The organism is Rothia sp. 11254D007BW (genome assembly GCF_053548195.1).
The window spans coordinates 1,396,882-1,423,413 of record NZ_JBPWPK010000001.1 but is presented as its reverse complement, the minus strand read 5'-3'; the positions used below and the strand labels follow the sequence as shown (position 1 = coordinate 1,423,413).

The 26,532-nt window shown below is 59.1% G+C and carries 23 protein-coding genes and 1 tRNA gene; 23 read left to right on the top strand and 1 reads right to left on the bottom strand.

Annotated elements, in window-relative coordinates; genetic code table 11:
• Window positions 1–154 precede the first annotated feature (154 nt).
• The 10 genes from ACEE43_RS06385 to ACEE43_RS06340 all read left to right on the top strand — a co-directional run bounded on the left by ACEE43_RS06385 (window position 155) and on the right by ACEE43_RS06340 (window position 12,720).
• The gene (locus ACEE43_RS06385) at window positions 155–1,771 is read left to right on the top strand and encodes an ABC transporter ATP-binding protein (RefSeq protein WP_449108072.1); all 1,617 of its coding nucleotides are present in this window, start codon (window positions 155–157) and stop codon (window positions 1,769–1,771) included.
• Window positions 1,758–3,056 (top strand): ABC transporter permease, encoded by a 1,299-nt coding sequence (locus tag ACEE43_RS06380; protein WP_449108073.1) that lies wholly within the window; start codon window positions 1,758–1,760, stop codon window positions 3,054–3,056. Before ACEE43_RS06385 ends, ACEE43_RS06380 begins: the two co-directional genes overlap by 14 nt.
• Window positions 3,057–3,058: 2 nt before the next feature.
• Entirely contained in the window at window positions 3,059–4,351 is a 1,293-nt protein-coding gene (locus ACEE43_RS06375; protein ID WP_449108074.1) for an ABC transporter permease, read from the top strand.
• Between the two features lie 287 nt (window positions 4,352–4,638).
• Window positions 4,639–5,040 (top strand): cytidine deaminase, encoded by a 402-nt coding sequence (locus ACEE43_RS06370; RefSeq protein ID WP_449108075.1) that lies wholly within the window; start codon window positions 4,639–4,641, stop codon window positions 5,038–5,040.
• A 139-nt stretch (window positions 5,041–5,179) separates the two neighbouring features.
• On the top strand, window positions 5,180–6,478 hold the full coding sequence (locus ACEE43_RS06365) for a thymidine phosphorylase (protein ID WP_449108076.1): 1,299 nt from the start codon (window positions 5,180–5,182) through the stop codon (window positions 6,476–6,478).
• A 35-nt stretch (window positions 6,479–6,513) separates the two neighbouring features.
• A complete protein-coding gene (locus ACEE43_RS06360; protein ID WP_449108077.1) occupies window positions 6,514–8,202 on the top strand; it encodes a hypothetical protein in 1,689 nt (562 codons plus the stop codon).
• Between the two features lie 86 nt (window positions 8,203–8,288).
• Complete coding sequence (locus ACEE43_RS06355) at window positions 8,289–9,518, top strand: adenosine deaminase (RefSeq protein ID WP_449108078.1); 1,230 nt, start codon at window positions 8,289–8,291, stop codon at window positions 9,516–9,518.
• Window positions 9,515–10,222, top strand: coding sequence for a MazG nucleotide pyrophosphohydrolase domain-containing protein (locus ACEE43_RS06350; RefSeq protein WP_449108079.1), 708 nt, complete (start codon window positions 9,515–9,517; stop codon window positions 10,220–10,222). The genes ACEE43_RS06355 and ACEE43_RS06350 overlap by 4 nt, the downstream gene beginning before the upstream one ends.
• Window positions 10,223–10,447: 225 nt before the next feature.
• The gene (eno, locus tag ACEE43_RS06345) at window positions 10,448–11,728 is read left to right on the top strand and encodes a phosphopyruvate hydratase (protein WP_135013140.1); all 1,281 of its coding nucleotides are present in this window, start codon (window positions 10,448–10,450) and stop codon (window positions 11,726–11,728) included.
• Between the two features lie 566 nt (window positions 11,729–12,294).
• Complete coding sequence (locus tag ACEE43_RS06340) at window positions 12,295–12,720, top strand: lactococcin 972 family bacteriocin (protein ID WP_449122306.1); 426 nt, start codon at window positions 12,295–12,297, stop codon at window positions 12,718–12,720.
• Here ACEE43_RS06340 and ACEE43_RS06335 read toward each other — a convergent pair.
• A complete protein-coding gene (locus tag ACEE43_RS06335) occupies window positions 12,624–13,400 on the bottom strand; it encodes a transposase family protein (RefSeq protein WP_449122295.1) in 777 nt (258 codons plus the stop codon). The genes ACEE43_RS06340 and ACEE43_RS06335 overlap by 97 nt on opposite strands.
• 293 nt (window positions 13,401–13,693) lie before the next feature.
• On the opposite strand from ACEE43_RS06335, the gene ACEE43_RS06330 reads away from it, so the two are divergent.
• The 13 genes from ACEE43_RS06330 to ACEE43_RS06270 all read left to right on the top strand — a co-directional run bounded on the left by ACEE43_RS06330 (window position 13,694) and on the right by ACEE43_RS06270 (window position 26,531).
• Window positions 13,694–15,685, top strand: coding sequence for a hypothetical protein (locus tag ACEE43_RS06330; RefSeq protein WP_449108256.1), 1,992 nt, complete (start codon window positions 13,694–13,696; stop codon window positions 15,683–15,685).
• Window positions 15,682–16,308: an ABC transporter ATP-binding protein gene (locus ACEE43_RS06325; RefSeq protein WP_237205934.1), complete on the top strand. Its 627-nt coding sequence runs from the start codon at window positions 15,682–15,684 to the stop codon at window positions 16,306–16,308. Before ACEE43_RS06330 ends, ACEE43_RS06325 begins: the two co-directional genes overlap by 4 nt.
• 195 nt (window positions 16,309–16,503) lie before the next feature.
• On the top strand, window positions 16,504–17,154 hold the full coding sequence (locus tag ACEE43_RS06320) for an FtsB family cell division protein (protein WP_449108255.1): 651 nt from the start codon (window positions 16,504–16,506) through the stop codon (window positions 17,152–17,154).
• Between the two features lie 43 nt (window positions 17,155–17,197).
• On the top strand, window positions 17,198–17,779 hold the full coding sequence (locus ACEE43_RS06315; protein WP_449108254.1) for a DUF501 domain-containing protein: 582 nt from the start codon (window positions 17,198–17,200) through the stop codon (window positions 17,777–17,779).
• Window positions 17,780–17,843: 64 nt separating this feature from the next.
• Complete coding sequence (locus ACEE43_RS06310) at window positions 17,844–18,800, top strand: Ppx/GppA phosphatase family protein (RefSeq protein WP_449108253.1); 957 nt, start codon at window positions 17,844–17,846, stop codon at window positions 18,798–18,800.
• Between the two features lie 9 nt (window positions 18,801–18,809).
• Complete coding sequence (locus tag ACEE43_RS06305) at window positions 18,810–20,240, top strand: S8 family peptidase (protein WP_449108252.1); 1,431 nt, start codon at window positions 18,810–18,812, stop codon at window positions 20,238–20,240.
• A gap of 191 nt (window positions 20,241–20,431) precedes the next feature.
• On the top strand, window positions 20,432–21,817 hold the full coding sequence (locus ACEE43_RS06300; protein WP_237187226.1) for an NAD(P)/FAD-dependent oxidoreductase: 1,386 nt from the start codon (window positions 20,432–20,434) through the stop codon (window positions 21,815–21,817).
• 68 nt (window positions 21,818–21,885) lie between these two features.
• Window positions 21,886–21,959 (top strand) — tRNA-Leu (locus ACEE43_RS06295).
• Window positions 21,960–22,179: 220 nt separating this feature from the next.
• A complete protein-coding gene (locus ACEE43_RS06290) occupies window positions 22,180–22,722 on the top strand; it encodes a DUF2975 domain-containing protein (protein ID WP_449108251.1) in 543 nt (180 codons plus the stop codon).
• Window positions 22,709–22,942, top strand: coding sequence for a helix-turn-helix domain-containing protein (locus ACEE43_RS06285; RefSeq protein WP_237187224.1), 234 nt, complete (start codon window positions 22,709–22,711; stop codon window positions 22,940–22,942). Before ACEE43_RS06290 ends, ACEE43_RS06285 begins: the two co-directional genes overlap by 14 nt.
• Window positions 22,943–23,155: 213 nt before the next feature.
• On the top strand, window positions 23,156–24,034 hold the full coding sequence (locus ACEE43_RS06280) for an HAD hydrolase family protein (RefSeq protein ID WP_449108250.1): 879 nt from the start codon (window positions 23,156–23,158) through the stop codon (window positions 24,032–24,034).
• Window positions 24,035–24,147: 113 nt separating this feature from the next.
• Window positions 24,148–25,050, top strand: coding sequence for a Bax inhibitor-1/YccA family protein (locus ACEE43_RS06275; protein ID WP_449108249.1), 903 nt, complete (start codon window positions 24,148–24,150; stop codon window positions 25,048–25,050).
• A 227-nt stretch (window positions 25,051–25,277) separates the two neighbouring features.
• Complete coding sequence (locus ACEE43_RS06270) at window positions 25,278–26,531, top strand: AI-2E family transporter (RefSeq protein ID WP_449108248.1); 1,254 nt, start codon at window positions 25,278–25,280, stop codon at window positions 26,529–26,531.
• Window position 26,532: the final 1 nt, after the last annotated feature.

Here is a 26,532-nt window from a genome sequence, read left to right as displayed (position 1 = left end):
AGGTGTGAGCCGTTTGTCTGGCCAGCGGTCCCGCTCTTGCAGACAGCCTTTAGGGTAGGGGCCTAAACCGCTAAACTAGGCACAAACACTCCTTCACTCTGCAGCCTGCACCAGGCCGTAGTGTGCGTCCGGTTCTCACACAGAAAGCCACCCCATGAAACTCGAACTGCGCAAGGTCACTAAACGCTTCGGTGACTTTACCGCGAACGACAGCATCGACCTTGTGGTCCGCCCCGGCACAGTACACTGCTTGCTGGGTGAAAACGGCGCGGGTAAGTCCACCCTCATGAACGTCATCTTCGGTCTTTACCAGCCCACCGAAGGCCAGCTGTTCATCGACGACCAGCCGGTTGAGTTCTCAGGCCCCTCAGACGCCATGGCAGCAGGTATCGGCATGGTGCACCAGCACTTTATGCTGGTCCCCGTCTTCACCGTTGCCGAGAACGTGGCCCTGGGCTCCGAATCCCTCAAGGGCGGCACCCTTGATCTTGAGACCACCCGCCGTAAGATTCGTGAGATCTCAGACCGCTACGGTTTTGCGGTTGACCCCGACGCCATCGTTGAAGACCTGCCCGTTGGCGTGCAGCAGCGCGTTGAAATTATCAAGGCCCTGGTGCGCGACGCAGAGATTCTGATTCTTGATGAGCCCACCGCCGTGCTCACCCCGGCAGAAACCGACCAGCTGCTGGGCATCATGGACCAGCTCCGCAAGGACGGCAAGTCCCTGCTCTTCATTTCTCACAAGCTCCGCGAAGTCCGCGAAATTTCGGACGACATCACCGTCATCCGCCGCGGCAAGGTCGTGGGCCACGCTGACCCCTCCATGTCGACCACCGAACTGGCCTCCCTCATGGTCGGTAAGGCCGTGCAGCTGACCGTCGATAAGTCTGAGGCCCAGACCAACGACCAGACCTTCGCCGTCGAAAACCTCACCCTGGTTGCAGAGAACGGCGTGCCCCTGCTCAAGGACGTCACCTTCACCGTGCACGGCGGCGAAATTCTCGCCGTTGCCGGTGTGCAGGGCAACGGCCAGACCGAATTGGCAGAATCCATCATCGGTCTGCACCCCAAGGCCACCGGCTCCATGAAGCTCAACGGCACCGAGCTGCTGGGTATGACCACCAAGCAGGTCCTGCGCACCGGCGTCGGCTTCGTGCCCGAAGACCGTAGCAAGGACGGCCTCGTCGGCTCCTTCTCTATTTCAGAGAACCTGATCCTCGACCTTTTCGACACCAAAGATTTCTCATCGGCAGGCACCCTCAACCGTGCCAAGATTTCTGAAAACGCCGACCGGGCAGGTGCTGAGTTCGACATCCGCATGGGCTCCAAGGAACACGCAGCTTCCACCCTTTCCGGCGGTAACCAGCAGAAAATCGTTGTTGCCCGCGAACTCTCCCGCCCGCTAGAACTCTTTGTCGCCTCCCAGCCCACCCGCGGCGTCGACGTCGGCTCCATCGAGTTCATCCACAAGCGCATCGTCGAAGAACGCGACAAGGGCGTGCCCGTCATCATCGTCTCCACCGAACTCGACGAGGTTTACGGTCTAGCCGACCGCATCGCCGTCTTCTTCCACGGCGAGCTCATGGGCATTGTCCCGCCCAGCACACCCCGCTCTGTGCTTGGCCAGATGATGGCAGGAGCCACCTACGAAGAAGCCCTCGCAGCAGCTGCAGAACACGAAGAAGAAGCCCCCAGCGCTTCCCACGCCAAGCACATGGCCACCACCCCCGAGACCCCCTGGGCAGAAGGAGAAGAGAATGAGCGAGCATAAGCCCGCAACCCCGCAGGTAGACCCTGCCCTCGCTGCCGATACGGCAGTTAAAACCCCGCCCCAGGACGTCCCCTCCCAGCTGGTGGCAACCGAGAAGCCCTCAACCTTCGCCCGCATCGCAGGCGGCAACGTCGGCCTCTCCATCGGCGCAGCCCTGGCAGCCTTCATCGTCGGTGGCCTGCTGATTGCAGCAACCGACCCCGCCACCCAGAAAGCGGCCTCCTACTTCTTCGCCCGCCCCATGGACACCATCAGCGCGGGCTGGACTGCTGCCTACGAGTCCTACCTGGCCCTGCTACAAGGCGCTATCTACAACCCCAACGGTAAGAGCTTTGTTCAGCAGATTCGCCCCATCACCGAAACCCTCACCGTAGCCACCCCGCTCATCTTTGCGGGCCTGGCCGTAGCCCTCTCCTTCCGAGCAGGTCTCTTCAACATCGGTGCCCAGGGCCAGATTATTCTCGGTGCTATCGTCTCCGGCTGGGTTGCTCTCAACGCCGGCCTTCCCGCCATTATCGCCCTCCCCCTGGTAGTCCTCGGCGGCATCCTAGGCGGTGCAATCTGGGGCGGTATCATCGGTGTCCTCAAGGCTAAGACCGGTGCCCACGAAGTCATCCTGTCTATCATGATGAACTACATCGCGGCTAACCTGCTGGTCTACCTGCTCAAGACCCCCCTGCTCCAGCGCGAAGGCAGCTCCAACCCCATCTCCGAAAAGCTGCCCGAAAACGCAGTCTTCCCCCAGATTCTGGGCCCCTCCTTCCGCCTCCACCTGGGCTTCATCCTCGCCATCCTGGCCGTCCTCTTCATCAGCTGGCTCCTGAACCGGTCCACCATCGGCTTCCGCCTGCGTGCAGTTGGCGCTAACCCCAACGCCGCCCGCACCGCAGGTATCTCGGTTGCCTCCGGCTACATCATCGTCATGGCGATCTCCGGCGCCCTCGCAGGCCTCGGCGGCACCGCCCAGGTCGCAGGTACCGAAAAGGTGCTCACCACCGGCATCGCAGGTACCCTAGGCTTCGACGCCATCACCGTAGCACTGCTCGGACGCTCCACCCCCTGGGGTACCTTCTTCGCCGCCCTCCTCTTCGGCGCCTTCCGCGCAGGCGGCGTCTCCATGCAGGTCGCCACCGGCACCTCCATCGACATCGTCCTCGTGCTCCAGGCCCTCATCGTCCTCTTCATCGCCGCACCCCCGCTGGTTCGCGCCATGTTCCGCCTGCCCGACCCCACCGGCAAGCCCAAGAAAAAGAAGTCAGCTAAGAAGAAGGCCGTGGAGGCATAACCATGAGCGTCACCGCAACTCCCGAAACCACCGCCAGCACTTCAGAAGAAAAGCTGGTCGTCAAAAACTGGAAGAACCCCATCATCTACGGGGTACTCGCCGTCATCGGCACCCTGCTCATCGCCCTGCGCGCCCCCAAGAGCACCATCAGCATGAGCATCAGCGACGGCGTCAGCTGGTTCTCCGCCGAACCCCTGAACATCAACCCCCAGGTCTATGGCTGGGTAGCTTCCATCGTCATGCTGGCCCTTGCAGGCTACGCGCTGGTTGCCACCAACGCCGGCAAGACCCTGGGCCGCTGGGTAGCCCCCCTCTTCTGGTTCGCCTTTGCCTCCGGCCTACTCATTTGGGCCATCGGCTCTACCGCTAAGCCAGAACTCTCCCTGGTCTCCCTGCTCAACGGCGCCGTGCTGCTCTCCATCCCCATGATCTTCGGTTCCATGGGCGGCCTGCTCTGCGAGCGCTCCGGCATCGTCAACATCGCCATCGAAGGCCAGCTCCTGCTGGGCGCCTTCTCAGCCGTCCTGGTAGGTTCCATCACGAAGAACGCCTGGGCAGGCCTCCTTGCAGCCATGATTGGCGGCATGCTGGTCTCAGCCTTGCTGGCCCTCTTCTCTATCAAGTACCTAGTCGACCAGGTCATTGTGGGTGTCGTGGTCAACGTCCTGGTCTCAGGTCTCACCGGCTTCCTCTTCAGTCGCGTCCTTGAACCCAACGCGTCCACCCTCAACTCAGCTCCCAAGCTGCCGGCCTTTGCCATTCCCGGTCTCTCCGAGATCCCTGTTCTGGGCCCCGTCCTCTTCAACCAGAACGTACTGGTCTACCTTATGTACATCGTGGTAGCCGTCATCTGGTTCGCCCTCAACAAGACCCGCTGGGGCCTACGCACCCGCGCCGTCGGCGAACACCCCAAGGCCGCTGACACCCTGGGCGTCAACGTCAACCGCCTCCGCGCCACCAACGTGCTGCTGGCCGGTGCCGTAGCCGGTATGGGCGGCGCCTTCTTCACCCTGGTCTCCGTATCCTCCTTCAACTCCGATATGACCGCAGGCCAGGGTTACATCGCCCTCGCCGCCCTCATCTTCGGCCGCTGGACCCCCATCGGAGCCCTCTCCGCCGCCCTCCTCTTCGGCTTCTCCCTCAACCTGCAGTTCGTCCTCTCCATCCTGGGCACCAGCGTGCCCACCGAACTGCTCGCCATGCTGCCCTACCTGGTCACCATCTTCGCGGTAGCCGGTCTGGTCGGGCGCTCACGCGGCCCGGCTGCCGTCGGTACCCCCTACGTCAAGGAATAGGTCCGGACGGATGCAGGGAGATAAGTAGCGCCATCCGGGTATGCCGCCGCCGCGCAACCATTCTTTCTCCTCGCGCGGGGCGCTCGTCGAAATTCATCGCCAGGCCCGATCCACGCGCCGGCAGGCGGCATACCCTACCGGCGCTTGAGCTCCTTCTCCCCTAAGCCAGGTGGCCGCTACCTTCATGTAGGGTAGCGGCCACTGCTGTCTTAACGTTCTTAAATTTCGGCTGCTGGGGCGTCCACCTCCACCCCGTCCTTGCACAACATATACGAGGAAAGATACCAATGACTCCACACACCATTGACTGGGACCAGCTCACCGCTGCCGCCACCGCAGCCCTGGCGAACTCCTACTCGCCCTACTCCAACTTCGCGGTGGGGGCCGCAGCCCTGACCACCGACGGGCGTCTGATTACCGGCGCTAACATTGAAAACGCCTCCTACGGGATTACTCTCTGCGCCGAATGCTCCCTGATTTCCGAGCTCTTCCGCACCGGCGGCGGCAAGCTCGCAGCTTTCGCCTGTGTCGATAAGGACGGCAACGCCCTGATGCCCTGCGGCCGCTGCCGCCAGCTACTTTACGAACACAGCGCCCCCGGCATGCTCCTGCGCTCCACCAGCGGAGTGCTCACCATCGAGCAGATGCTGCCCGACGCCTTCGGCCCCGACCGCCTAGCTGCCCCCTAACGTCCTTATCTTTCCCGTTCACTGACCGCTTTGCTCAGGCCAAGCCCCGGCGCAAACTGGCATACTGGAAGAGACGCCCGAACAACACGACACAACAGGGCAGGGGAGCGAAGCTGCACCCTGCCGGGAAGGTGAGCGCTTGAGCACCGAAGCTTTCGACGCCGTAGACATTATCCGCACCAAACGCGACCAGGGAACCCTCACCAACGACCAGATCGACTGGGTCATCGACGCCTACACCCGCGGCGTTGTAGCCGACGAGCAGATGAGCGCCCTGGCCATGGCCATCTTCCTCAACGGCATGAACCGCGAAGAGATTGCCCGCTGGACCGACGCTATGATTCGCTCCGGCGAGCGCATGGACTTCTCATCCATCATTGGTCCCGGCAAAAAACTTGCCACCGCAGATAAGCACTCCACCGGTGGTGTGGGCGATAAAATCACCCTGCCTCTGGCCCCGCTGGTCGCCGTCTACAACGTAGCAGTACCCCAGCTCTCAGGCCGCGGCCTGGGCCATACCGGCGGTACCCTCGACAAGCTCGAAGCTATCCCCGGCTGGCAGGCCAACATTTCCAACGAAAAGACCCTCGACATTCTCGGTACCGTCGGTGCTGTTATCTCAGCCGCAGGCACCGGCCTGGCCCCCGCCGATAAGAAGCTCTACGCTCTGCGCGACACCACCTCCACCGTCGAGGCAATCCCGCTCATTGCATCGTCCATCATGAGCAAGAAAATCGCCGAAGGTACCGACTCCCTGGTGCTCGACGTCAAGGTCGGCTCCGGTGCCTTTATGAAGGACGCCGCGCGCGCCCGCGAGCTGGCAGAGGTCATGGTTGAGCTGGGCCAGGGCGCCGGCGTTAGAACCAGTGCCCTACTCACCAACATGGACACCCCCCTGGGCCTGGCCGTTGGCAACGCCAACGAGGTGGCAGAATCCGTTGAGGTGCTCGCCGGTGGTGGGCCCGCCGATATTGTCGAACTGACCGTCGAACTGGCCCGCGTTATGCTCAAAAACTCCGGCATCGATGCCGACCCCGCCGAGGCTCTTGCGGACGGCCGCGCCATGGACAAGTGGCGCGAAATGATTTCCGCCCAGGGCGGCGATCCCGATGCAGCCCTGCCCCAGGCCCGCGAAACCCACACCGTCTATGCCGACGAAAGCGGCACCCTAACCCGCCTGGACGCCCTGGCCGTGGGTGTGGCGTCCTGGCGCCTGGGCGCAGGCCGAGCCCGCAAGGAAGACGCCGTGCAGCTGGCAGCGGGTATCAACCTGCACGCCAAGCCCGGCGACACCGTCACCGCAGGCCAGCCCCTGATGACTCTGATGACCGACACCCCCGAACGCTTTGAACGAGCCCTGGAATCCCTCAAGGACGCCTGGACTATCGGAGGCGATTACACCCCCACCGACCTGATCCTGGATAGAATCAACGCGTAAACCTACCTTCGCCCCTGCAAGAAAAGAGAAGAACCGTGGGCCTATTTAGCCGCAAAAAAACTCAGGAACCTGCCCCTGTAGAGAGCTCCACTCAGCGGGACGTCCTGGCAACCAGCCTGGATGCCGAGCAGGCCGCTGCTACTCAGACTGCTGAAACAGCCGCTCCTGCCAGTGGCCAGTTTGCCCCCACCGGGCTGGGCGCAGGTGAGGGCCTCAAGGCCGTCGTGAAGCTCATGCGTGCCAAGGCAGAAGGCCAAGTGACCCTGAACCTGACCCAGAACGCCAACGACATGAAGTACACCCTCTACCAGCGTGGCCAGGAAGTTGAGTCTGGTCTGGTCACTCCCGGTAGCGAGTGGTTCCAGGCTGTGGCTGACCTCTATGTTGAGGAAGAGAAGAGCGAGCGCGGTGCCTGGAACCGCGCCCTGATTGTGGTCAACCCCGCCATTGGCAGCGATGCGGCTGTGCACGCTTCTTTCATGAACACCGCCACCAGCAAGACCCACAACCTCAACTATGCCCTGGATATGGGCGCTGCCCAGGCTCAGCATGCTGGTGAGGCTGAGCAGGCCGGTGAGGTCCAGCAGGTTGCTGAGGCTGAGCAGGGTAAGGACGCCGCCCCCGCCCCGGTCGCCGCAGGGCAGGGGGAAACCGCAGCCCAGGCTGAGGACCGCATGAGCCGTATCTCGGCCCGTCTGGCCCAGGAGAAGGCGGCGCAGGAGAAGACCGCCCAGGAGAAGGCTGATCAGAGCGAAGCGGAGACGGCAGAAAGCCCCGCTGAGGAAGCCTCCGATACCGCTGAAGAAGCGGCTGTAGAGCCTGCACAGGAAGAGACCCCCGTGGCAGAAGCAGGTAGCGCTGAAGAAGCTGCTGCGGAAGAAGCTGCCGCTGAGGAGACTCCCGAAGTAGATGCCGCTTACCAGCAGGGTGCCGTAACCGCTGCTGCCGCTGAGAACTACCCGGCGACTGCGAGCGTCCGCTCTGCAACTCCGGCAGAAGAAGCAGCGCCCGTCGAAGACGCCGCCCCGGCAGAAGGAACTACCGCAGCCGACGAGAATGACGCCCACCAGCTGCCCACCCACCTGGACGACAGCGAATTCGAAGCCGACGATCAGCCCCAGGCGTCCGCTGCCCCGGCCCAGGCCCGCAGCCTGCCCGCGTCCGCCCCGACCCTGGACGCCCCCATGACCGGCACCAGCGTCGATATCGCCCCCTCCTACGCCGAGCACAGCCAGCCCAAGCCCTCTGCCACCGAGAAGGCCAGCGGTAACCTGGTGCTGACCGAAGCCGAGGTTGTCTCCCGCTTTGCTCCGGCCTACGAGGCCCTGTTCGGGGCAGACGGTACCGCCCGCGATGTGTCCACCGTGCTCATCCGCGTGCGTACCCTGGGCTCCTACTACGACGCCCTGACCCATGTGCGCCGCAACGGCTTCTGGGAGCAGGTACGCACCTTCGACCTGATTCCCGAAGAGACTCTGGCGATTCTGCAGCTCAAGGCCGACTCCTACAAGGAAGGCCATGGCTCACCCCTGGCCATTAACATCCGCTTTACCCCCGGCACCCCGGTTGAGGCCTCCTTCGACTATGCCGATGAAGAAGCCTTCGTGCGCTACCCCGAGCACCTGCCCGCCCAGCAGTACGTTGAAGAGCTGCGCATGTTCCCCCGCACCGGCGAGAACATCCCGGCCCACATGAGCGAGGCCCTAGCCTCCTGGACCTTCTAGGCCCACTCACCCCTCACCTGATGCACCCGCCCCGAAAGAGCCCCGGCCTTTTCGGGGCGGGCCACTACTGAAAGAACCTTCTCCACATGACTGCACCCGCGCCCACCCTGACCTGGCTCCAGAAACTCCCCAAAGTCTGCCTGCACGACCACCTCGACGGTGGACTGCTTCCCGAGACCCTCATCGAGCTAGCCGACCGGGTAGGCCACACCCTGCCCACAACCGACCCGCAGGAACTGGGGGAGTGGTTCAAGCAGGCAGCGGACTCCCGCTCCCTGGCCCGCTACCTCGAAACCTTTGAGCACACGGTGGCCGTCATGCAGACCGAAGAAAACCTGCGACGAGTTGCCCACGAGCACGTGCTGACCTTGGCCGCCGACGGCGTCATCTACGGTGAGGTGCGCTGGGCCCCCGAGCTGCACCAGCGCGGCGGGCTCACCATGGCCCAGGCTGTTGAAGCGGTAGCCGACGGGCTCATGGACGGCATGGAACAGGTGGCTCAGGCAGGCGGACGCATACTGGTCAACCAGATTCTGTGCGCCATGCGTCACCAGAACAAGTCCCTAGAGGTCGTCAAAACTGCCCTGACCTACCGGGCCCTGGGTGTGGTGGGCTTCGACCTGGCCGGGCCTGAGGACGGCCACCCTACCTCATCCCATGCAGAAGCCCTGAACCTTGCCGCCGAGCATTTCCTGCCCGTCACCCTGCACGCCGGTGAAGCCTTCGGCCTGGCCTCTATCCGCGAGGCCCTGGTCACCGGCCGTGCCCTGCGTCTGGGCCACGGCGTCCGTATCACCGAAGACATTACCACCCGCACCCTGGCAGAGATCGACCCCGATGGCTCCCTCATGCCCGGGGCTGACCCGGCCCAGACCATCCTGCAACTGGGGGAGGTCGCCGAAGCAGTCAAAAACCGCCGTATCGTGCTCGAAACCTGCCCCTGCTCCAACCTGCAAACCGATGCCGCTGAAAAGGCCAGCAACGTGGGGCGAAAGAAAGACTTTGAACCGGCGCTCAGCCACGACGAGCACCCGGCAGCCCTGCTCCTGCAAGCAGGGTTCGCTGTGACCATCAACCCCGATAACCGCCTGATGAGCGCCACCAGCATGACCCGCGAATTTGCCGAGCTTGCCCAGCACCAGGGCTTTGGCCTGCCCGAATTCTTCGAGGTTACCTACAACGCTATCAACGGGGCCTTCTGCTCCTTCGACGAAAAACAGGCTCTGCTGACCAGCGTCCAGAACGCCTACGGGCAGTTAGCCCTCCAAGAGCAGGGCCAGGCAGGGGACAACCAGGAAGAGCAGCGCGGCGAATGAAGCAGCCGATAGAAGAACAGCCCGAGTCTGGCGCTGAACCCGGGAATCTCGGAGCCAGCTTTGAACACCTGATGGAGCTCATGCAGACCCTCCGCGGCCCCGGCGGCTGTGCTTGGACGTCCACCCAAACCCACGCGTCCATCATGCACTACCTCATCGAAGAAACCTACGAGGTCGCCGAAGCCGTTGAAGCTCCCGGCGGGGTCAACCTGCCCCTGCTACGCGAAGAGCTGGGGGACGTGCTGCTCAACGTCATCTTCCACGCCACTATGGCCGCTGAAACCCCTACCGAGCAGGGCGGCTTCACCGTGCAGGACGTCATCGACGGGCTCGCTGCCAAACTGGTACACCGCAACCCCCATGTCTTTGGTCCCCAGACCTCAGAAGGTGAAAAGCTCAGCGCCACCGAGATCTACGAGGCCTGGGACAGGCTCAAAAAAGCTGAAAAACCCGAACGCACCGGCCCCTTCGACGGGCTCCCACCGGCCCTGCCCGCGCTCGCTCTAGCCGCCAAGGTCGATGAAAAAGCAGAGGCTGCCGGGCTTAATCTCACCGGTGCGGACGCCGGTGAGCAGCTCCCTGCCTTCGCCAGTGAGCAGGAGCTGGGCGCCTACCTCTATGAGCTGGTAGTTTCTGCCCGCGTTGCCGGGCTTGATGCGGAACGGGCCCTGCGGACGTATGTGCAAGGGCTAATACACGACTGATACCCCACCAGCACCGCCATAAGGTAGTTGTGACCCGTTGGTCAGAATCCCACAAAACCTCAGAAGTGCTGAAGAAAACCGTTGGAAATGTTGAATTCCTGTGTGCTTATGTGGGTTTTTTGGTAGACTGGGGGCATAAACGCGCACGGGCTAAAATGCCCGATCAGCAACCGGCTGTAGCGCTATATAGCCATTTTCATTTCTCATCCTTCAAGGAGCATTTTCATGGCTTTGATTACCGCAGTTCACGCTCGTCAGATTCTTGACTCACGCGGCAACCCCACCGTTGAGGTAGAGGTTCTGCTCGAAGACGGCGCTTTTGGCCGTGCGGCAGTTCCCTCAGGCGCATCCACCGGTGAGTGGGAAGCCGTAGAGCGCCGCGACGGCGACAAGGCTGTTTACCTGGGCAAGGGCGTTCTCGGCGCTGTCTCTGCAGTGATTGAAGAAATCGCTGAAGAGGTTATCGGCATCGACGCAACCGACCAGCGCGCTGTTGACGCAGCCATGATTGCCCTGGACGGCACCAACAACAAGGGCAAGCTCGGCGCAAACGCTATCCTCGGCGTTTCCATGGCCGTTGCTAAGGCTGCAGCTGAGTCCTCAGACCTGCCCCTCTACAAGTACCTGGGCGGCCCCAACGCTCACGTCCTGCCCGTTCCCATGATGAACATCCTCAACGGTGGCTCACACGCTGACTCCAACGTTGACATCCAGGAATTCATGATCGCCCCCATCGGCTTCGACACCTTCTCCGCTGCCCTGCAGGCTGGCGTTGAGGTGTACCACGCTCTCAAGAGCGTTCTGCACGACCGTGGCCTGTCCACCGGTCTGGGCGACGAGGGTGGCTTCGCTCCCAACCTCGACTCCAACGCTGCAGCTCTTGACCTGATCATCGAGGCTATCGAGAAGGCCGGCTACAAGCCCGGTGAAGAAATCGCCCTGGCTCTCGACGTCGCTTCTTCTGAGTTCTACAACGACGGTGCCTACGACTTCGAAGGCCAGAAGAAGTCCGCAGCTGAAATGTCTGCCTACTACGCTGACCTGGTTGCTAAGTACCCCCTCGTTTCCATCGAGGACCCCCTGGACGAGAACGACTGGGACGGCTACAAGACCCTCACCGCCGAAATCGGCGACAAGGTTCAGATTGTTGGCGACGACCTCTTCGTGACCAACCCCGAGCGTCTGGCTCAGGGCATCGAGGGTGGCGCTGCTAACGCCCTGCTCGTGAAGGTAAACCAGATTGGTTCACTGACCGAGACTTTCGACGCTATGAGTATGGCTCAGCGCAACGAGTACCGCTGCATGGTTTCCCACCGTTCCGGTGAGACCGAGGACGTTACCATCGCTGACCTGGCTGTTGCCACCAACGCCGGCCAGATCAAGACCGGTGCTCCCGCCCGCTCCGAGCGCGTTGCTAAGTACAACCAGCTGCTGCGCATCGAGGAAGAGCTCGGCGATCAGGCTGTTTACGCAGGCAAGGGTGCTTTCCCCCGCTTCGCAAAGTAGTCTGCCCACTCTCTAAGGTAAGAGAGTAAGGACGCCCGTGCCCCGGCCAGGTTGCCCCTGGCCGGGGCTTTGCGTATTTAAGAGGCTTATTCATAAGGGGTTTCGCAGGCTCACACTGGATGGAGCCCAGCAGATTCTGAGCGCGCGAGGAAATAAATCTGCGGGCGGAATGGGCGGTAAGCCTGACCCTCACGCCCCGCCTTGCGGCGGATTCCGTTCGCTCTTGCGTGCTGTCGCACCCGCTCACTTCATCCGAGCCAGCAGCTTCGCTGTGAGCCTGCTCCACCTGCCCTAATGAATAAGCTTCTAAGAAGCTGATAGCTTTGATCGTATTTGCTGTACTACCTGGTGGTATCACCTAAAGATAAGGTTCTTCGTTTTTTTGTAGTTCCTGAGCAGTTTCAGGCCAGTAGAATTTGGTTAAAAACCTAAAAATGTATTGTATGTCACCAGGGGGGGTAATATGGCTATACACCTGTTAGGAGGGGTAAAGAAAAAGATGCATGGAAGGTGGTTGGGCCTACAATCCATGCATCACAGTGAATTATCACTAAGGAGAATATATCATGCGAACTGTAAGACTTGCATCTTCACTAGTAGTTGCGGTACTGACATTTGTAGCTATGGCACCTGCGTCAGCTGAAAACAATGATTCTGTAGCACCTGTCCCAGTTGCAGCGGCTGTAGGTGAAGATTTCGGTAGGGAGATAGCCCCTCTGTGGACAGCACTGGGTATGAAATCTCAGCACCCGGATGAAGGTGGTACCTGGGAGTATGGCTTTCAAAATGCAAAAGTTCGTTCTTACTACACTGTGAACAAGTGCCATGGCTCAACTGTGCGGGATGGGGCAGGTCGTGAATCACGTAGCGTTAATACTGCCTCAGGTCATGAGGCTTATTCAAAAGTCCCACCCGCAGCCAAAAACACCAACCCCCGCACCACCGCAAACACCCGCCCATACAACCCCAACGGCCGCCTAAACCCCGTATGAAGAATCCGCCAAGTCTTGATGTGAGCGATAACCCGCTCCACCACCGACCGCAGCCGATTCAGCACCCGATTATTCCGCCTCTGCTCCCGACTCAGCCGCTGACCCGGCTTGCGCCTGGCCGGGGTAGCCAACCCCAACCCGATATAGCCCTTATCAGCCACAGTGCTCTCATCAAGATATCTTTCCAAGCCATGATGTTTGAAGGCGTAAGCATCATGCCTGGCCCCGGGCACCGGGTCTGTGATAGCCAGCAACTTTCCATCCAAGGTGCAAATGACTTGGTGGTTGAATCCGGCTCGTTTGTGCTTTCCAGAGAAATTTGTTTTACCAAGTGAACGCCAATTCCACGTGGGTATCAGAGTCCCGTCAACTACTAAGGACCCGGGTGCTTTGAGGCTTTCTTTCAAAGGCTGAGTCAGCGGAGTGAGAATCTTCTCCAGGGCCTTTTCGATGATGTTGATAGCTCGTGAGACTGTCGATTGAGAGACAGCAAAAAGTTCTGCGAGGAGTTCTTCGGTGAGGTTGTGGCGGTGGTAGAGCAGGGTGATTTTGAGGGCTTGGGTGAGGGTTAGCGCTGGTGGTCTTCCGCCTGGTTTTGACCAGGTGAGGTGATGGGTGAGGGCTGTGTGTAGTGTGGCGAATTGCGTGGCTGTGAGGCCGGTTGTACGCTGGTGTAGCAACGGTCTTGTCCGGTATGGCTTGAGGTTATTTGTAGAGATTTAACGCTCATATTTTTGCCGCGGGTGGGGCCGTTGTCTAGTTGGTGGGTGTGGGGTGCGTGTCTACTTTTGAATAAGCCTCCATAAATCGATCGCAGAAATCTGGGCGATCAATTCTCCCAACCTTAATCCTAGCTACTACTACTGGATTTGTTAGTTGACGATAGCCTAGCTAGTGGTGAGAGGCTAATTTTGGGTTAGTCTCTCACCATAGTTAAAGTGTGAAAGGATGGGTGAAAGTGATACGGCGTTGTATGGCTTTTCTCAGTTTTCTAGCTGCAATTTTGATTGCCTTTTCGCTTTGGCAGGCCATGCAGAGTTTACAGTATTCTTACCCCGCTGGCAGTAATATCAGTTTTTCGCTCAACACAGCAGGTCAGCTTGAAAATAAACAGACTCTCACAAAGACTCTCAACGATTTAGCTCTTAAGCACGATACCAATATTTATAAAATAACCAGTGGGCAATCTGAAACCACTGAAACGCAACGCAACCTCGTAGTCTTTGGAAATCCTCAAAAAATTTCAGACCTGCATATTGCAGAGGGAAAAATTCAGTGGGCTGCGCCAGAGGTTTCAGGAACCCTCGTCACTTATGACAGGCTAGGAGAAATCCCTCTTAGTGGTGATTATGTACTCAAAAATAATCCTGAACTAATTAGGGATATACAAGAAACACTTGCTCAGGCCGGAGTAGACGTTGCAATAGGTAACGAACTGAATCCCCTTGTAAGAAACGCAAGCTTGGTCGCTCAAAGTGGTGCTGGTGCAGCTCTCATAGCAACAACCTTAGCCACTGCTCTACTTATGACAGGCTACTTTGCCCGTAAAATGCGAGGCCGTTCTATCCGGTATCTAGGCGGAATGACATACCGTCAAATCCATCGACAAGATATAGGTGCGACAGTGCCCCCGCTGGGAATAGGTGCTCTACTTGGGGTGGTTTTCTCAGCTGCGGGGCTTTACGCGATGACAAACGTTGCAACCCTGCATACATTGTTACCGTTTATAGCAGGAGCAGTGCTCTTCTACCTTGTAATTCTTTTTTTCCTTACCGGAGGAATCTCATGGGTTTGCAAACCGACGCTTCAAGCAGTGAGGGAACGCCGGGAAAATTATCGAAAAGTAACACTTTTGTTAGTACTTCTAGCGACTTTTGCTCTTGCGCTGACTACATTCACAACTGCGAATACTTTGGCGCTTAGTAAAGCTGCTTACAGAAGTCTGACACAAGCTAAAGAGCTTGAACTCCTTGGTGATGCCTATGCTCTTAATATCAACTCAAGTTATTTCGACAACCCAGAAAATTCCGACCAATTGGAGCTAACGCTCAATACCCTCGAGGCGCAGGGTAACCTCTACCTATCCCTCGCTTTCAGCACTGCTTTTGAAGGAATGGAAACTACGAGCGGGGACGCATTTGATGATATCTTCCTAGTTAATACTGAGTATTTGGAAGCAACCGGAACTACTCCAGGGCTAGAAATAAGAGAGCTGGATCAAGATATCCTTCAGGGGAGTTTCATCGACTTCTGGAAACCCCAACTAGAGATTCTGTTGAAGGACCCCTCAACCTTCAACCAGGCTTTCTCCTTCTATACTCCTACCGAAGATCACATGGTTCTGGGGCTGGGAACAAACTTTCACTATGGGGGAAAGACCGTCGAAAGTTCTGATGCTTTAGTAGTGCTAGTTCATAATCCTGTTCAATACTTGCAAGTGAATGGGGCTCTTATGCCTCTGATGACCACAGGGAATGTCTTCTTCGCTGATCCAGAAGAGACTCTGCAAATATTTGAAGCGGCCCCCTTTTATGCTCAAGGTGTTTACTCAGCGGACAGCATCAATGACAACTCTCTTACCAAAGCCCAAGGGTTTTGGCAGGAACTAGTCTTTTACCTACTATCAGGAATCTTGCTTGTAGTTTCACTGATAGCCTTGGTTTACACCAGAGCACTTACTTGGGCCCGGTCTCAACGCGAGAGTATCTTTATTCTTCGTTGTGCCGGTAAGCGTTACCAAAAAATCGTAAATAATCCTCTACGTATTCAGGTAGGGTACGGTGCTGGAGCTTTGCTACTTGGAGCAGTCCTTGCTATAAGCATCGGTTCCTATTCAACTGCTATAGATGGAATACAGTCCTTCATCCTTATGCTAGGGCTCTATCTACTGCTCCTGGTATCTTCCTATATCTTTGTTACCCGTCGTGAATTCAAATCTGCTGTACTGCGAGAGGAACAATCATGACCCACCTTGAGGCACAAAATATCACTGTAGTTATAAGAGAGAGAAAAATTATTCAGGAAGTTTCGCTTTCTGCTATGCCGGGGCAGATTACGGCGCTTACAGGAGTCAGCGGCAGCGGTAAAAGCACCCTACTAGCTACCCTCGGTCTTCTCGTAACACCAACATCGGGAAAAGTTACTATTGATGGCCATGACACAAGCCCATGGCCAGAGAAGAAACGGGCCCAGTTTTGGGCTCAGAAGGCAGCCTTCATATACCAGGATTACGGAACATTGACTGATGAAACAGTCGGCGCAAATGTAACCCTCTCAGACCGGGATTTTAAACGTAACCGCCAGACTGTCGAAGAGGCCCTAACCCAGGTAGGGCTGGAAGGGCGTAGTCTAGAACCCGCAACCGTACTTTCTGGAGGTGAAAAACAGCGACTAGGCATTGCCCGGGCCTTGTATAAAAGGGCTGATGTTCTCTACGCTGATGAGCCCACAGCTTCACTAGATCACCATAATAGCCAACTAATATATGACTTACTCAGACAAAGAGCAGACGCCGGTGCTACGGTACTTGTAGCAACTCACGATGACTGGCTCATCTCACGTTGCGATGCTGTCTACCAACTGCCGTAAACAAAGAAACAAGGTAGACAATATGCCTTGTCTGCCCACTCTCTAAGGTAAGAGAGTAAGGACGCCCGTGCCCCGGACAGGTTGCCCCTGGCCGGGGCACTGCCCTTTAAGGGCGAAGGCAGGAACCGTTCAGCGGGTGCCCAGTTCAGACGGTAAAATAGGAAAATCACGGACGAGAGGGCAGGAAGAGCACTTATGGCACGCACACCGGGTAAGAAACCCAACCCCATCGCAGCCTTTTTTGGCTTCGGCCTGGGGAAGCCGGCGTCCGCCCCCTCTCAGGAAAAGCAGGCCAAACCCCGCCGTGCCCGGGCAGCCAAGCCCCTGCGCACCGAGACCACCGCAGAAACCCCCTCGCAGGAGCTGGGCACCCCGGTAGCCGCCCACTCCTTCAGCGGGCACTTCATCACCTTCGCCATCGTGCTGGTGATTATCGCCCTGTCGGTCTACACCCCGCTGACCTCCTTCCTTCGCCAGCAAAACGAAATCAACGACGCCAAGGCCAGCATCGCCGCCCTGCAAGCCGAGCAGGACTCGCTGAACGCCCAGGTCAGCTGGTGGCAGGACGACAACTACGTCAAGCAACAGGCCCGCAGCCGTCTCTTCTACGTACAACCGGGGGAGACCCCCTACCTGGTGGTAGGCGTGGACTCCACCAGCGAGCTGGCGGACGACACCAGTGCGGCCGCTAAAACCGCCCCCGAAGACTCCTGGACCACCAAACTCTGGGGCTCCCTGCAGCTGGCCGCCGAAGACACCTCCGTCAGCAGCCCGGCCCCCGGCACCTCAAACAGCCCCAGCGCCAGCCCCTCAGCTAGCTCTAGCGCTACCGCCACCACCCGCTAGCGCCGGTAGACTAGAAAAACCAGCACCACCCTCTAAGGACACCATGACCACACCCGCAAACACCGAGCACCAGCCCCAGGGCTTCGGCGTCACCGCCGAAACCCTCACCCCCACCGAGCTTGACCTGAAAGTGCTCTCAGCCCAGCTAGGTCGCACCGTGCGCGATGTCGTAGAAATCCCGGCCCGTTGCGTCTGCGGCAACCCCCTGGTCGCTGCCACCGCCCCGCGCCTGGCCAACGGCTCGCCCTTCCCCACCACCTTCTACCTGGCCCACCCCGTCATCACCGCCGCAGCTTCCCGCCTTGAAGCAGAAGGTGCCATGTACGAGATGACCGATGAAGTCACCGACGACGAGAGCAAGGCTGCCGCCTACCGGGGAGCCCACGAGAACTACCTGGCAGAGCGCGAACGCATTCGTGTCAAGGCCGGCCTAGAAGAAGTGCCCGAAATTGAGGGCGTTTCAGCCGGTGGCATGCCCACCCGCGTCAAGTGCCTGCACGCTGTGCTCGGCCACACCCTAGCTGTTGGCCGCGGCATCAACCCCTACGGGGATGCAACCCTCGACCTGATTGCCGAGTGGTGGACCCCCGAAACCTGCCACTGCGACCCCGCCTGGCGTAACTAGTCGCCCACCGGCGTCCGCCCCCATACATCACCTATACCTGCCCTACGAGTCACCGGGAGTAACCATGCGCGTTGGCGCTATCGACTGCGGAACCAACTCAATTCGCCTGCTCATCGCCGAGGCCGAAGCCACCGAACACGGTTTTGTGCTCACCGACCTTGAGCGTCGCATGAAAATTGTGCGCCTGGGCAAGGGCGTGGACGCCACCGGCTGGCTGGCCAAAGAATCCCTGGAACGCACCTTTGCCGCGGCCCGCGAATACGCCGACCTGCTGCGCGAGTACGGGGTAGAGCACGTACGCTTTGCCGCCACCAGCGCCACCCGGGACGCGGGCAACCGCCAAATCTTTATCGACGGAATCCGCGAGATTCTTGGGGTAGAACCCGAGGTCATTACCGGCCGTGAAGAGGCCGAGCTTTCCTTTGCCGGGGCTGTCTCGTCCGTGGGCAATACCGAGGAGATGACTCTGGTAATTGACCTGGGGGGCGGCTCCACCGAGTTCGTGCTGGGAAACAAGGACGGCCTGGCCGCAGCCCGCTCGGTTGATATCGGCTGCGTGCGTATGACCGAACGCCATATTAGCTCCGACCCTGCCAACGTCACCCAGGTTTCCCGCGTCATTGCAGATACCGACCGGGCTATCGCAACCGCAAGTGCCTCCGTTGACCTTTCTGCCGCCCGCCGCGTTGTGGGCGTGGCGGGAACCGTCACCACCGTGGCAGCCCACGTGATGGGGCTTGACGCCTATGACCCCGAAAAAATCGACCGCGCCGAGATCGCCATCAAGGACATCTCCCGGGCCGCTGCCGATATGGTCGCTATGACCAGCGCCGAGCGCGCCGCCCTGCCCTACATGCACGAGGGACGGGTGGACGTCATTCCCGCAGGGTCGGTTGTCTGGGCCCGCATCGTTGAGCGCATCAGCGCTCTCACCGGGGGAACGGTCACCAGCGCTATCGCCTCAGAAAAAGACATCCTCGACGGTCTGGCCCTGTCGGTTGCCGAACGCGCCAGCCGCTAGGAGTCGCACATGGCCTTTCGGCGACTCCCCACCGGCACCGCCCTGCTCGCAAGCAGCCTGGCTCTAGCCACCGCCCTGGCGCTCGGCGTCCTCCCTGCCCGAGCCACCACGGCGAGCCCCTCGGCTAGCACCAGCGCCAGCCCCACAGCAAGTGCGTCAGCCAGCGCTACCTCAAAGGCCAGCACCAGCCCCAGCGCCCTGGCCTCGGTACCCACCATCGCTACCCCCAAGGGCGACTCAATCCGTGCCCGCCAGTACTGGCTGACCCAGTACGGCTTTACCGACCTGTGGAAGCAGACCACGGGTAAGGGGGTGACGGTGGCTGTGATCGATACCGGTGTGGACGGCACCCACCAGGACCTGGCCGGTAACGTAGAAAGCGGCTACGACGCCTCGACCGGAATGACCAAGAATAAGGGCTGGAAGGGCCTGGGCGTTGAACCCGAACACGGCACCCTGGTTGCCTCTGTGATTGCAGGCCACGGCCACGATGACGGCATCACTCCCGCTAATTCCGGCGAACCCGGCGAGTCAGCCGGCATGATCGGGGTAGCACCCGATGCCACCATTTTGCCTATTTCTCTAGAACTCGGTACCACCAGCGCCACTACCCGCTCGGTCGACGAGCAGATTCCGGACGCCGTGCGCTACGCCGTCGATAACGGGGCCGATATCATCAACCTGTCTGTGGGCTCCGACAAAACCAGCTGGCCCGAATCCTGGGACTCTGCCTTTGCCTACGCCGAAGAAAAGGGCATCATTATCATCGCCTCTGCCGGCAACCGCGGTGCCGGTCTCACCCAGGTCGGGGCACCTGCCACCATGCCCGGGGTACTCACCGTTGGCGGCGTCGATAAGAACAAGCAGGACTCCTGGTCCTCATCCTCGCAGGGCATCTCTATCGCGGTCTCAGCCCCCAGCGAGTCCATGATTGGCGCTATCCCCAACAACAAGTACGCCACCTGGTCAGGCACCTCAGCAGCCGCCCCCATCGTTGCCGGCCTTGCCGCCCTCATCATGGAAAAATACCCCGACCTGACCGGCAACCAGGTGATTCAGCGCATCATTGCTTCCAGCGATGACGCCGGAGCGGACGGACGCGATGCCCTCTACGGCTACGGCATCATCAACCCCAAAGCCGCCCTGGCCAGCTCCACCCCGGACGACACCGACACCAACCCGCTCGGCTCCATGAGCGACTGGATCAACGTCCACCGCAAAAACACCGCCTCAGCTGCGCCCAGTGCCAGCGAAACCCCCGTGCACCAGGTCGGCGAAACCATCACAGAAGCAGCCGCCCCCACTCCCGTCCGCCCCGTTGAAGACTCCGGCATCCTACCCTTCATCGTGCTCGCCGCCTTCGCCCTCTGGGTCGGCATCATCACCTTCGGCTCCATCCACCAGCTCACCAACATCATCAAACGCAGCCGTCGCCGCTAGCCCGAGCCCACCTCATCTATCCTTCATCAAATCTTCACCCCGCTCTGAAAGGCTAGACACCGGCAGGGGCAAGAAACGCTCACAGCAAATACACCGCCCAAAACTATGCTTAAACCCCGCAAAAGTGGCAATATAAGCATGGAGACTTTTTGCCGGAACACCGGCACTACACCAACAGGAAGTTAACTCGCATGGCATTCAACAAGATTGCACAGGACCGCCCCCGCGTCCTCATCGTCGGCGGCGGCTACGTCGGCTTCACCGTCGCAAAGAAGATCCAGAAGGTCATCAAGGAGTCCGGCGGCGTCGTCACCGTTGTCGACCCCAACCCCTACATGACCTACCAGCCCTTCCTCCCCGAAGTAGCTGCAGGTTCCATGGAAGGCCGCAACGCCACCGTACCCCTGCGCCAGCACCTGCGCGACTCAGAAATCATCGGCGGCCGCGTCGTAGCAATCAACCACGCTACCAAGACCGCAACCATCGAACCCATCAACGCCGGTGAAACCTTCGAACTGACCTACGACGAAATCGTCCTGGGCGCAGGCGCCGTCACCCGTGCCTTCCCCATTCCCGGCCTAGCCGAGGTTGCCATCGGCATGAAGACCGTTGAAGAAGCAGTCTCCGTCCGCAACTGGGTACTCGAGCGCATCGAAATCGCCTCCCTCACCACCGACGAGGACGAGCGCCGCCGCGCCCTCACCTTCGTCATCGTCGGCGGCGGTTTCGCAGGCGTCGAAACCATCTCCGAACTTGAAGACATGGCCCGCGAAGCCGTCAACCGCAACGACCGCCTGCGCATCTCAGACCTGCGCTTCGTCATGGTCGAAGCAGCCCCCCGCATCATGCCCGAGGTCCCCGCAGACCGCGCCGAAAAGGTTGTCGCTGAACTACGCGCCCGCGGCATCGAGGTCCTGCTTAACACCTCACTCTCCGACGCTACCGACGGTCACCTGCAGCTCATCAACATGGGCGACAAGTCACCCGCCGGTGAACTCGACACCGACACCCTGATCTGGACTGCCGGCGTAGCAGCGTCCCCCATGCTCAAGGACACCGACTTCCCCATCGACGAGCGCGGCCGCGTGCGTGTGCAGGCTGACCTGCGTGTTGCTGGCGATGAGGGCATCATCGAGGACGCCTGGGCAGCAGGCGACAACGCAGCTGTACCCGACCTCTCCGGTGGCGGCGTCGGCGGCTTCTGCGTACCTAACGCCCAGCACGCTTCCCGCCAGGCTCTCAAGCTGGCAGAAAACCTGCTGGCCAAGCGCCGCGGCGAAGCTCTGACCGACTACTACCACGAGACCATCGGCGTTGTCGCCGGCCTGGGCCTGTGGAAGGGTGTAGCTAACTTCAAGGGCAAGACCATTGGTGGCCCCCTGGCCTGGCTCATGCACCGTGGCTACCACGGTACCGCTATCCCCACCACCGAGCGTACCGCCCGTGTTATGGCCACCTGGGCCCTGAACCAGATCTTCGGCCGTGACACCTCATCGATCCGTCACCAGCGTTCACCCCGCCGTGCCTTCCAGCAGGCTACCGGCACCGCACCCGAGAAGACCAAGGCAAAGCTCTAGGAACTTTTCTGGTATAAATGTATAAGCGATAGCGCTCGCTGGGGTTCACCCGGCGGGCGCCCGCTCAAGGCCCTATAGCCCAATTGGCAGAGGCAGAGGACTTAAAATCCTTGTGTTCCGGGTTCGAGTCCCGGTGGGGCTACAAAAAAGAGAGTACGCCATAATGCGCGAAGCGCAGGCGTACTCTCTTTTTTTGTAGCCTAGGTGAACTGGGCGCCCCTGATTAATTCTGTTTAGGCGGAAGGCTTGCACGACATGTCGATAAACGATAACATCGATAAACGATAGTATTGAAAAACGATATGTAAACAGTTGAGAGAGTTCATGCGAACAATCATCAATTAGTCAGAAAGGAAGCGACTGTGTCTACAAGTCCCCTTAGAAAGAAAAGCTTCTGGTCGTTTGACGTTACTGCATTGGCTATGTTGTGCACCCTATTTCTTGTCACTTACGTACTGAATGTATTTGTCGATCAGAAATTTCATACTTTCCTGAGCCCGGCAGTTGAAGGTGGTGTCAGCTTTGACCTTGCAGCTGGCGGACCCTTTGCATACTTAATGGCAGGTTTTGTGCTCAAGTCGGCGAGCCTGCTAGTTGCCATTTGGGGGATGTGGTCCATGCTGAATCGCATTAAGAATGGTCAGCTGTACACCGAAGAGACATCACAACGTGCGGTTGTCGTTGCCTATGCGGTACTCGGCTGGCTGGTTGGCAGTGGCATTGAAGGCATGGGTAATAATTTCCTTGCGAACCGTCTTGGCTTAAACGACCAGTGGAGCGGTGGTCTACTCGCCAATACTTCAGTCATGGTTCTTGTCTTCCTGTTGCTTGCAATGCTCTACGTGCTGCAGCGGTCGATTCGTCAGGCTGTTGAGCTTCAGAAAGAGATCGATGACCTTGTCTGATTCGATTGAAAGTAGCGGTAAGTATATCCATTGCAATCTGGGTGTTTTGCTGGAGCAACGTTCTATGACGCTGCTTGAGCTATCAGACCGGGTTGGGGTGACAGTTGCTAATCTTTCTAAACTCAAAAACAATCGTGCGAAAGCGATACGGTTTAGTACGCTCCTTGCTATTTGTGATGTTCTAGAATGCTCGCCGGGCGACCTCTTGAGTATTGAATAGGGAACGACAGCGATTGTCACCCATCCCCCGAGAATGGGGGAGACTCTGGCTCACAAGCAAGATATTGTTTTGTTCACCCTATTCTTTCTCTCTTGACCCCGAGATAATCTATAGGGTCAAGAGAGAACGAGTAGGGTGAAGTTCTAGGTCCGGGAAAAGGACGCTGCGGCAGTAGTATCTGCGGCTCCTAGGGTTTTCGATAGAGTAGAAGCTATGAAGACACCTCATCTCTACGCTGTTGACCTCGATGGAACCCTGCTCACCGACCACAAAACCTACAAGCACGAGCAGCTGGACCGCGTCCTGACCCTGCTAGCTGAGCAGGGCTCATCCCTGGCGGTAGCAACGGGTAATCAGATGCCGAAAATTGAGCAGTACCTGGCCGGTCATGAGCATCACGAGAACCTCTACTACATTGCAGAGAACGGTGCCATTATCCATAACCAGGGCACTGATTTAGCCCTGTGGGGTTTTACCCCCGAACTGGTTCAACAGTGTCTGGCAGCCCTGGAAGGCTTCCCAGCCCTGGGTATTATTTTGTCCTGCCGCCACCACTCCTTTGTGCCCAGCGACCGCCTGGCAACTATTGCGGGGCGAGTGTATGAACAAGTGACCAAGGCGGGAATTGATTTACCCGGGTGGGACCCGCAGGATCCCATTACGGCCATCCGTCCTTTCTACCCCAATGTGGAAGCCATCAATGATCCGAGCACTATGACCGAAACCGTGGTGAAGATTGCCCTGAACGCTGACCCCGGTGAGGGTATCTATGAGACCATTGAGAAACTTCATGCCGCCCTGCCGGCAGGGGTTGCGGCAACCTCCAGTGGGTTTGGTGCTATCGACCTGATTATCGAGGGCAACCACAAGGGTCACGGCCTGGCCTGGTTGGCTGACCACCTGGGGTTGGTTGCTGAGCAGACCACAGCCTTTGGAGACTCTGGCAACGACCTTGAGATGTTTAGCTACGCCGGGCGCGCTATCGCCATGGAACACTCCGACCCGGTTCTCGCCCCGGTCACCGACCTAACCATCGGCTCGAATAACGATGGGGCAGTCCTTAACTTTCTTGAAGCCGAACTGACTGCCTAAACCGCAGCTACTCACGCCCTGAGAAAAACGGGCAGAAATACCGGCCAAGATTCGGTAGGGTAGAAGACAAGACATTTACCACGACTACTTATTACCACTAGGAGACAACAGCCGTGGCAGGTAACCCCCTGATTAACAACATGACGAAGCCCGCTGGCGATCCCCGCTTCGGACAGTTCGGTGCTGGCGGCACCACCACCGCCAACCCCTATGGCCAGCAGGCTCAGAGCCCCTACGGCACCTACCAGCAGGGTAGCTACACCCAGCAGGCTCCCTATGGCTACGAGAACCAGCAGGTATCGGCTGGCCAGCTCAACGACATGTACAACGCCGGTACCGCTGGCCCGGTTGATACCAACCGCATCACCATCAACGACATCATCATGAAGACCGGCCTGAACCTGGGTCTGGTTGTCGTGGGTGCTGTCCTTGCCTGGTACATGCCCGTCCTCATGTTCCTCGGTTTCATTGGCGGCCTGGTGCTGGGCTTCGTCAACGCCCTGAAGAAGAAGGTCTCACCTGCCCTGGTGATGACCTACTCGGTCATGGAAGGTCTGCTGGTTGGCGGTATCTCTCGAATGTTCGAGGCTTCCTACCCCGGTATCGTGGTTCAGGCTGTTCTGGCAACCGTCATCGTATTTGCAACCATCCTGGCGCTCTACAGCTCCGGTAAGGTGCGGGCAACTCCCAAACTGACCCGCTTCTTTATGATTGCAACGATTTCCTACGCCGTCTTCTGCCTAGTCAACCTCGTTGCCTCCTTCTTCTTCGACTTCAACGCCCGCGGTGTTGAGGTAATGGGCATTCCCCTGGGCCTCATCATCGGTCTCTTCGCAGTGCTGCTGGCTACTTACTCCCTGCTGCTGGACTTCACCCACGCTTCTGACGCCATCAAGATGGGCGCCCCCGAGCGGGAATCCTGGCGCATTGCCTTCGGCCTGATCGTGTCACTGGTCTGGCTCTACATCGAGATCCTGCGCGTTCTCTACTACGTACGCTCTATGGCCGATGACTAAAATCTAGGCTCTCTCCTGGCCCGCTAGGAAAGAAGCGCAGCCCGGGGTAGAAGCACCTCTGCTTCTGCCCCGGGCTTTTCTGTGCCGTGCCCCAGCTGCGGGGGAAGGGCATACGGCTCCGGCAGGACGCACCCGCCCGGCTTCATGGGGCGAGTTTGGTCACGCTTGTGCCCGGGATACGGGCGGGCATGGAGCGGAGAGCCGGGAAACGTGGGAAGATAGAAAGTATGAGTGTCATTATTCCTGAACCCCCTGCTCGGCAGAGTGAATCTGACCGTCAGGTGCCTTTTGCCTTGCAGACGGCAGCAGCCTGGTCTTGGCGTTTGATGATTGTAGGTATCGTAGCCGCAGCCCTCTACTGGATGCTGGCTAAGATTTCCCTCATCGTCATTTCAATCATGATTGCGGCCCTGCTGGCCGGTCTCATGTCACCGGTTGTCTACTTCCTCCGTCGCAACCGAATCCACGCCGGTATCGCTACTGCAATCACTGAACTGGGTCTTATCGCCGGCGTCATTGGTCTGCTAGCGCTGGTAGGCCAGCAGCTAACCGCCGGTTTCTCCTCCCTGTCTGACCAGGTTGTCGAGGGCTGGAACCAGATTGTTGCCATGCTTAACAACCTGCCCATCGACCTGGGGGCAGACAAGATTGACCAGTACATCAGCCAGCTGGTCACCACCTTGCAGGACAACACCTCCAGCATCCTCAACGGGGTAGCCAGCGTAGGTTCTACCGCAGCCGATATCGGTACCGGTATGATAATTGTTCTCTTCACCCTCATCTTCTTCCTCATGGAAGGTGAACGGATCTGGCTTTTCATCGTCAAGCTCTTCCCCCGCAACGCCCGCCGCGCTGTCAACGGTGCTGGCCGTCGCGGCTGGACCTCACTGGTTTCCTATGTGCGTGTGCAGGTCTTCGTGGCCGCCGTTGACGCCATCGGTATTGGCCTCTCCGCCTTCTTCCTGGGTGTCCCCCTGGCGCTGCCCCTGGGCGTCCTGGTCTTCCTGGGCTCCTTCATTCCCGTCGTCGGTGCGCTGCTGACCGGTGTTATCGCCGTCCTGCTAGCCCTGGTCGCTAACGGCCTGGTCAACGCTCTTATCATGTTGGCCATGGTTCTGATTGTGCAGCAGATTGAATCCAACATTCTTCAGCCTCTGGTTATGGGTAAGGCAGTTGCCCTGCACCCCCTGGCCGTCGTCATCGTTGTGGTCGCAGGCTCCATGCTCTACGGCATTGTCGGCGCCCTGTTCGCCGTGCCCGTCCTGGCCGTGGTCAACACCGTGATCCGCTACCTGGCCGGCCGCGAATGGGAGCACGATCCCCATATTCGCGAGGAGGAGTTCCTCTACCCCCACGAGATTAAACGCCGCGAGAAAAAGGCAATCGCCGAGAAGGTCAAGGAACGTCTCAACCGCATTAAAGAAGCCGAAAAGGCCGACGAAGATGCTCTAGAGGCCATGAACAACGGCGCCCAGAAATAAG

Bases quoted from the DNA above. Each gene is read 5' to 3' on its own strand.
- ACEE43_RS06375 (WP_449108074.1), top strand. From the start codon at position 3,059: ATGAGCGTCACCGCAACTCCCGAAACCACCGCCAGCACTTCAGAAGAA.
- ACEE43_RS06310 (WP_449108253.1), top strand. From the start codon at position 17,844: ATGCGCGTTGGCGCTATCGACTGCGGAACCAACTCAATTCGCCTGCTC.
- ACEE43_RS06270 (WP_449108248.1), top strand. From the start codon at position 25,278: ATGAGTGTCATTATTCCTGAACCCCCTGCTCGGCAGAGTGAATCTGAC.
- ACEE43_RS06285 (WP_237187224.1), top strand. From the start codon at position 22,709: ATGACCTTGTCTGATTCGATTGAAAGTAGCGGTAAGTATATCCATTGC.
- ACEE43_RS06320 (WP_449108255.1), top strand. From the start codon at position 16,504: ATGGCACGCACACCGGGTAAGAAACCCAACCCCATCGCAGCCTTTTTT.
- ACEE43_RS06380 (WP_449108073.1), top strand. From the start codon at position 1,758: ATGAGCGAGCATAAGCCCGCAACCCCGCAGGTAGACCCTGCCCTCGCT.
- ACEE43_RS06355 (WP_449108078.1), top strand. From the start codon at position 8,289: ATGACTGCACCCGCGCCCACCCTGACCTGGCTCCAGAAACTCCCCAAA.
- ACEE43_RS06300 (WP_237187226.1), top strand. From the start codon at position 20,432: ATGGCATTCAACAAGATTGCACAGGACCGCCCCCGCGTCCTCATCGTC.
- ACEE43_RS06330 (WP_449108256.1), top strand. From the start codon at position 13,694: ATGGCTTTTCTCAGTTTTCTAGCTGCAATTTTGATTGCCTTTTCGCTT.
- ACEE43_RS06350 (WP_449108079.1), top strand. From the start codon at position 9,515: ATGAAGCAGCCGATAGAAGAACAGCCCGAGTCTGGCGCTGAACCCGGG.
- eno (WP_135013140.1), top strand. From the start codon at position 10,448: ATGGCTTTGATTACCGCAGTTCACGCTCGTCAGATTCTTGACTCACGC.
- ACEE43_RS06280 (WP_449108250.1), top strand. From the start codon at position 23,156: ATGAAGACACCTCATCTCTACGCTGTTGACCTCGATGGAACCCTGCTC.
- ACEE43_RS06315 (WP_449108254.1), top strand. From the start codon at position 17,198: ATGACCACACCCGCAAACACCGAGCACCAGCCCCAGGGCTTCGGCGTC.
- ACEE43_RS06305 (WP_449108252.1), top strand. From the start codon at position 18,810: ATGGCCTTTCGGCGACTCCCCACCGGCACCGCCCTGCTCGCAAGCAGC.
- ACEE43_RS06340 (WP_449122306.1), top strand. From the start codon at position 12,295: ATGCGAACTGTAAGACTTGCATCTTCACTAGTAGTTGCGGTACTGACA.
- ACEE43_RS06325 (WP_237205934.1), top strand. From the start codon at position 15,682: ATGACCCACCTTGAGGCACAAAATATCACTGTAGTTATAAGAGAGAGA.
- ACEE43_RS06370 (WP_449108075.1), top strand. From the start codon at position 4,639: ATGACTCCACACACCATTGACTGGGACCAGCTCACCGCTGCCGCCACC.
- ACEE43_RS06385 (WP_449108072.1), top strand. From the start codon at position 155: ATGAAACTCGAACTGCGCAAGGTCACTAAACGCTTCGGTGACTTTACC.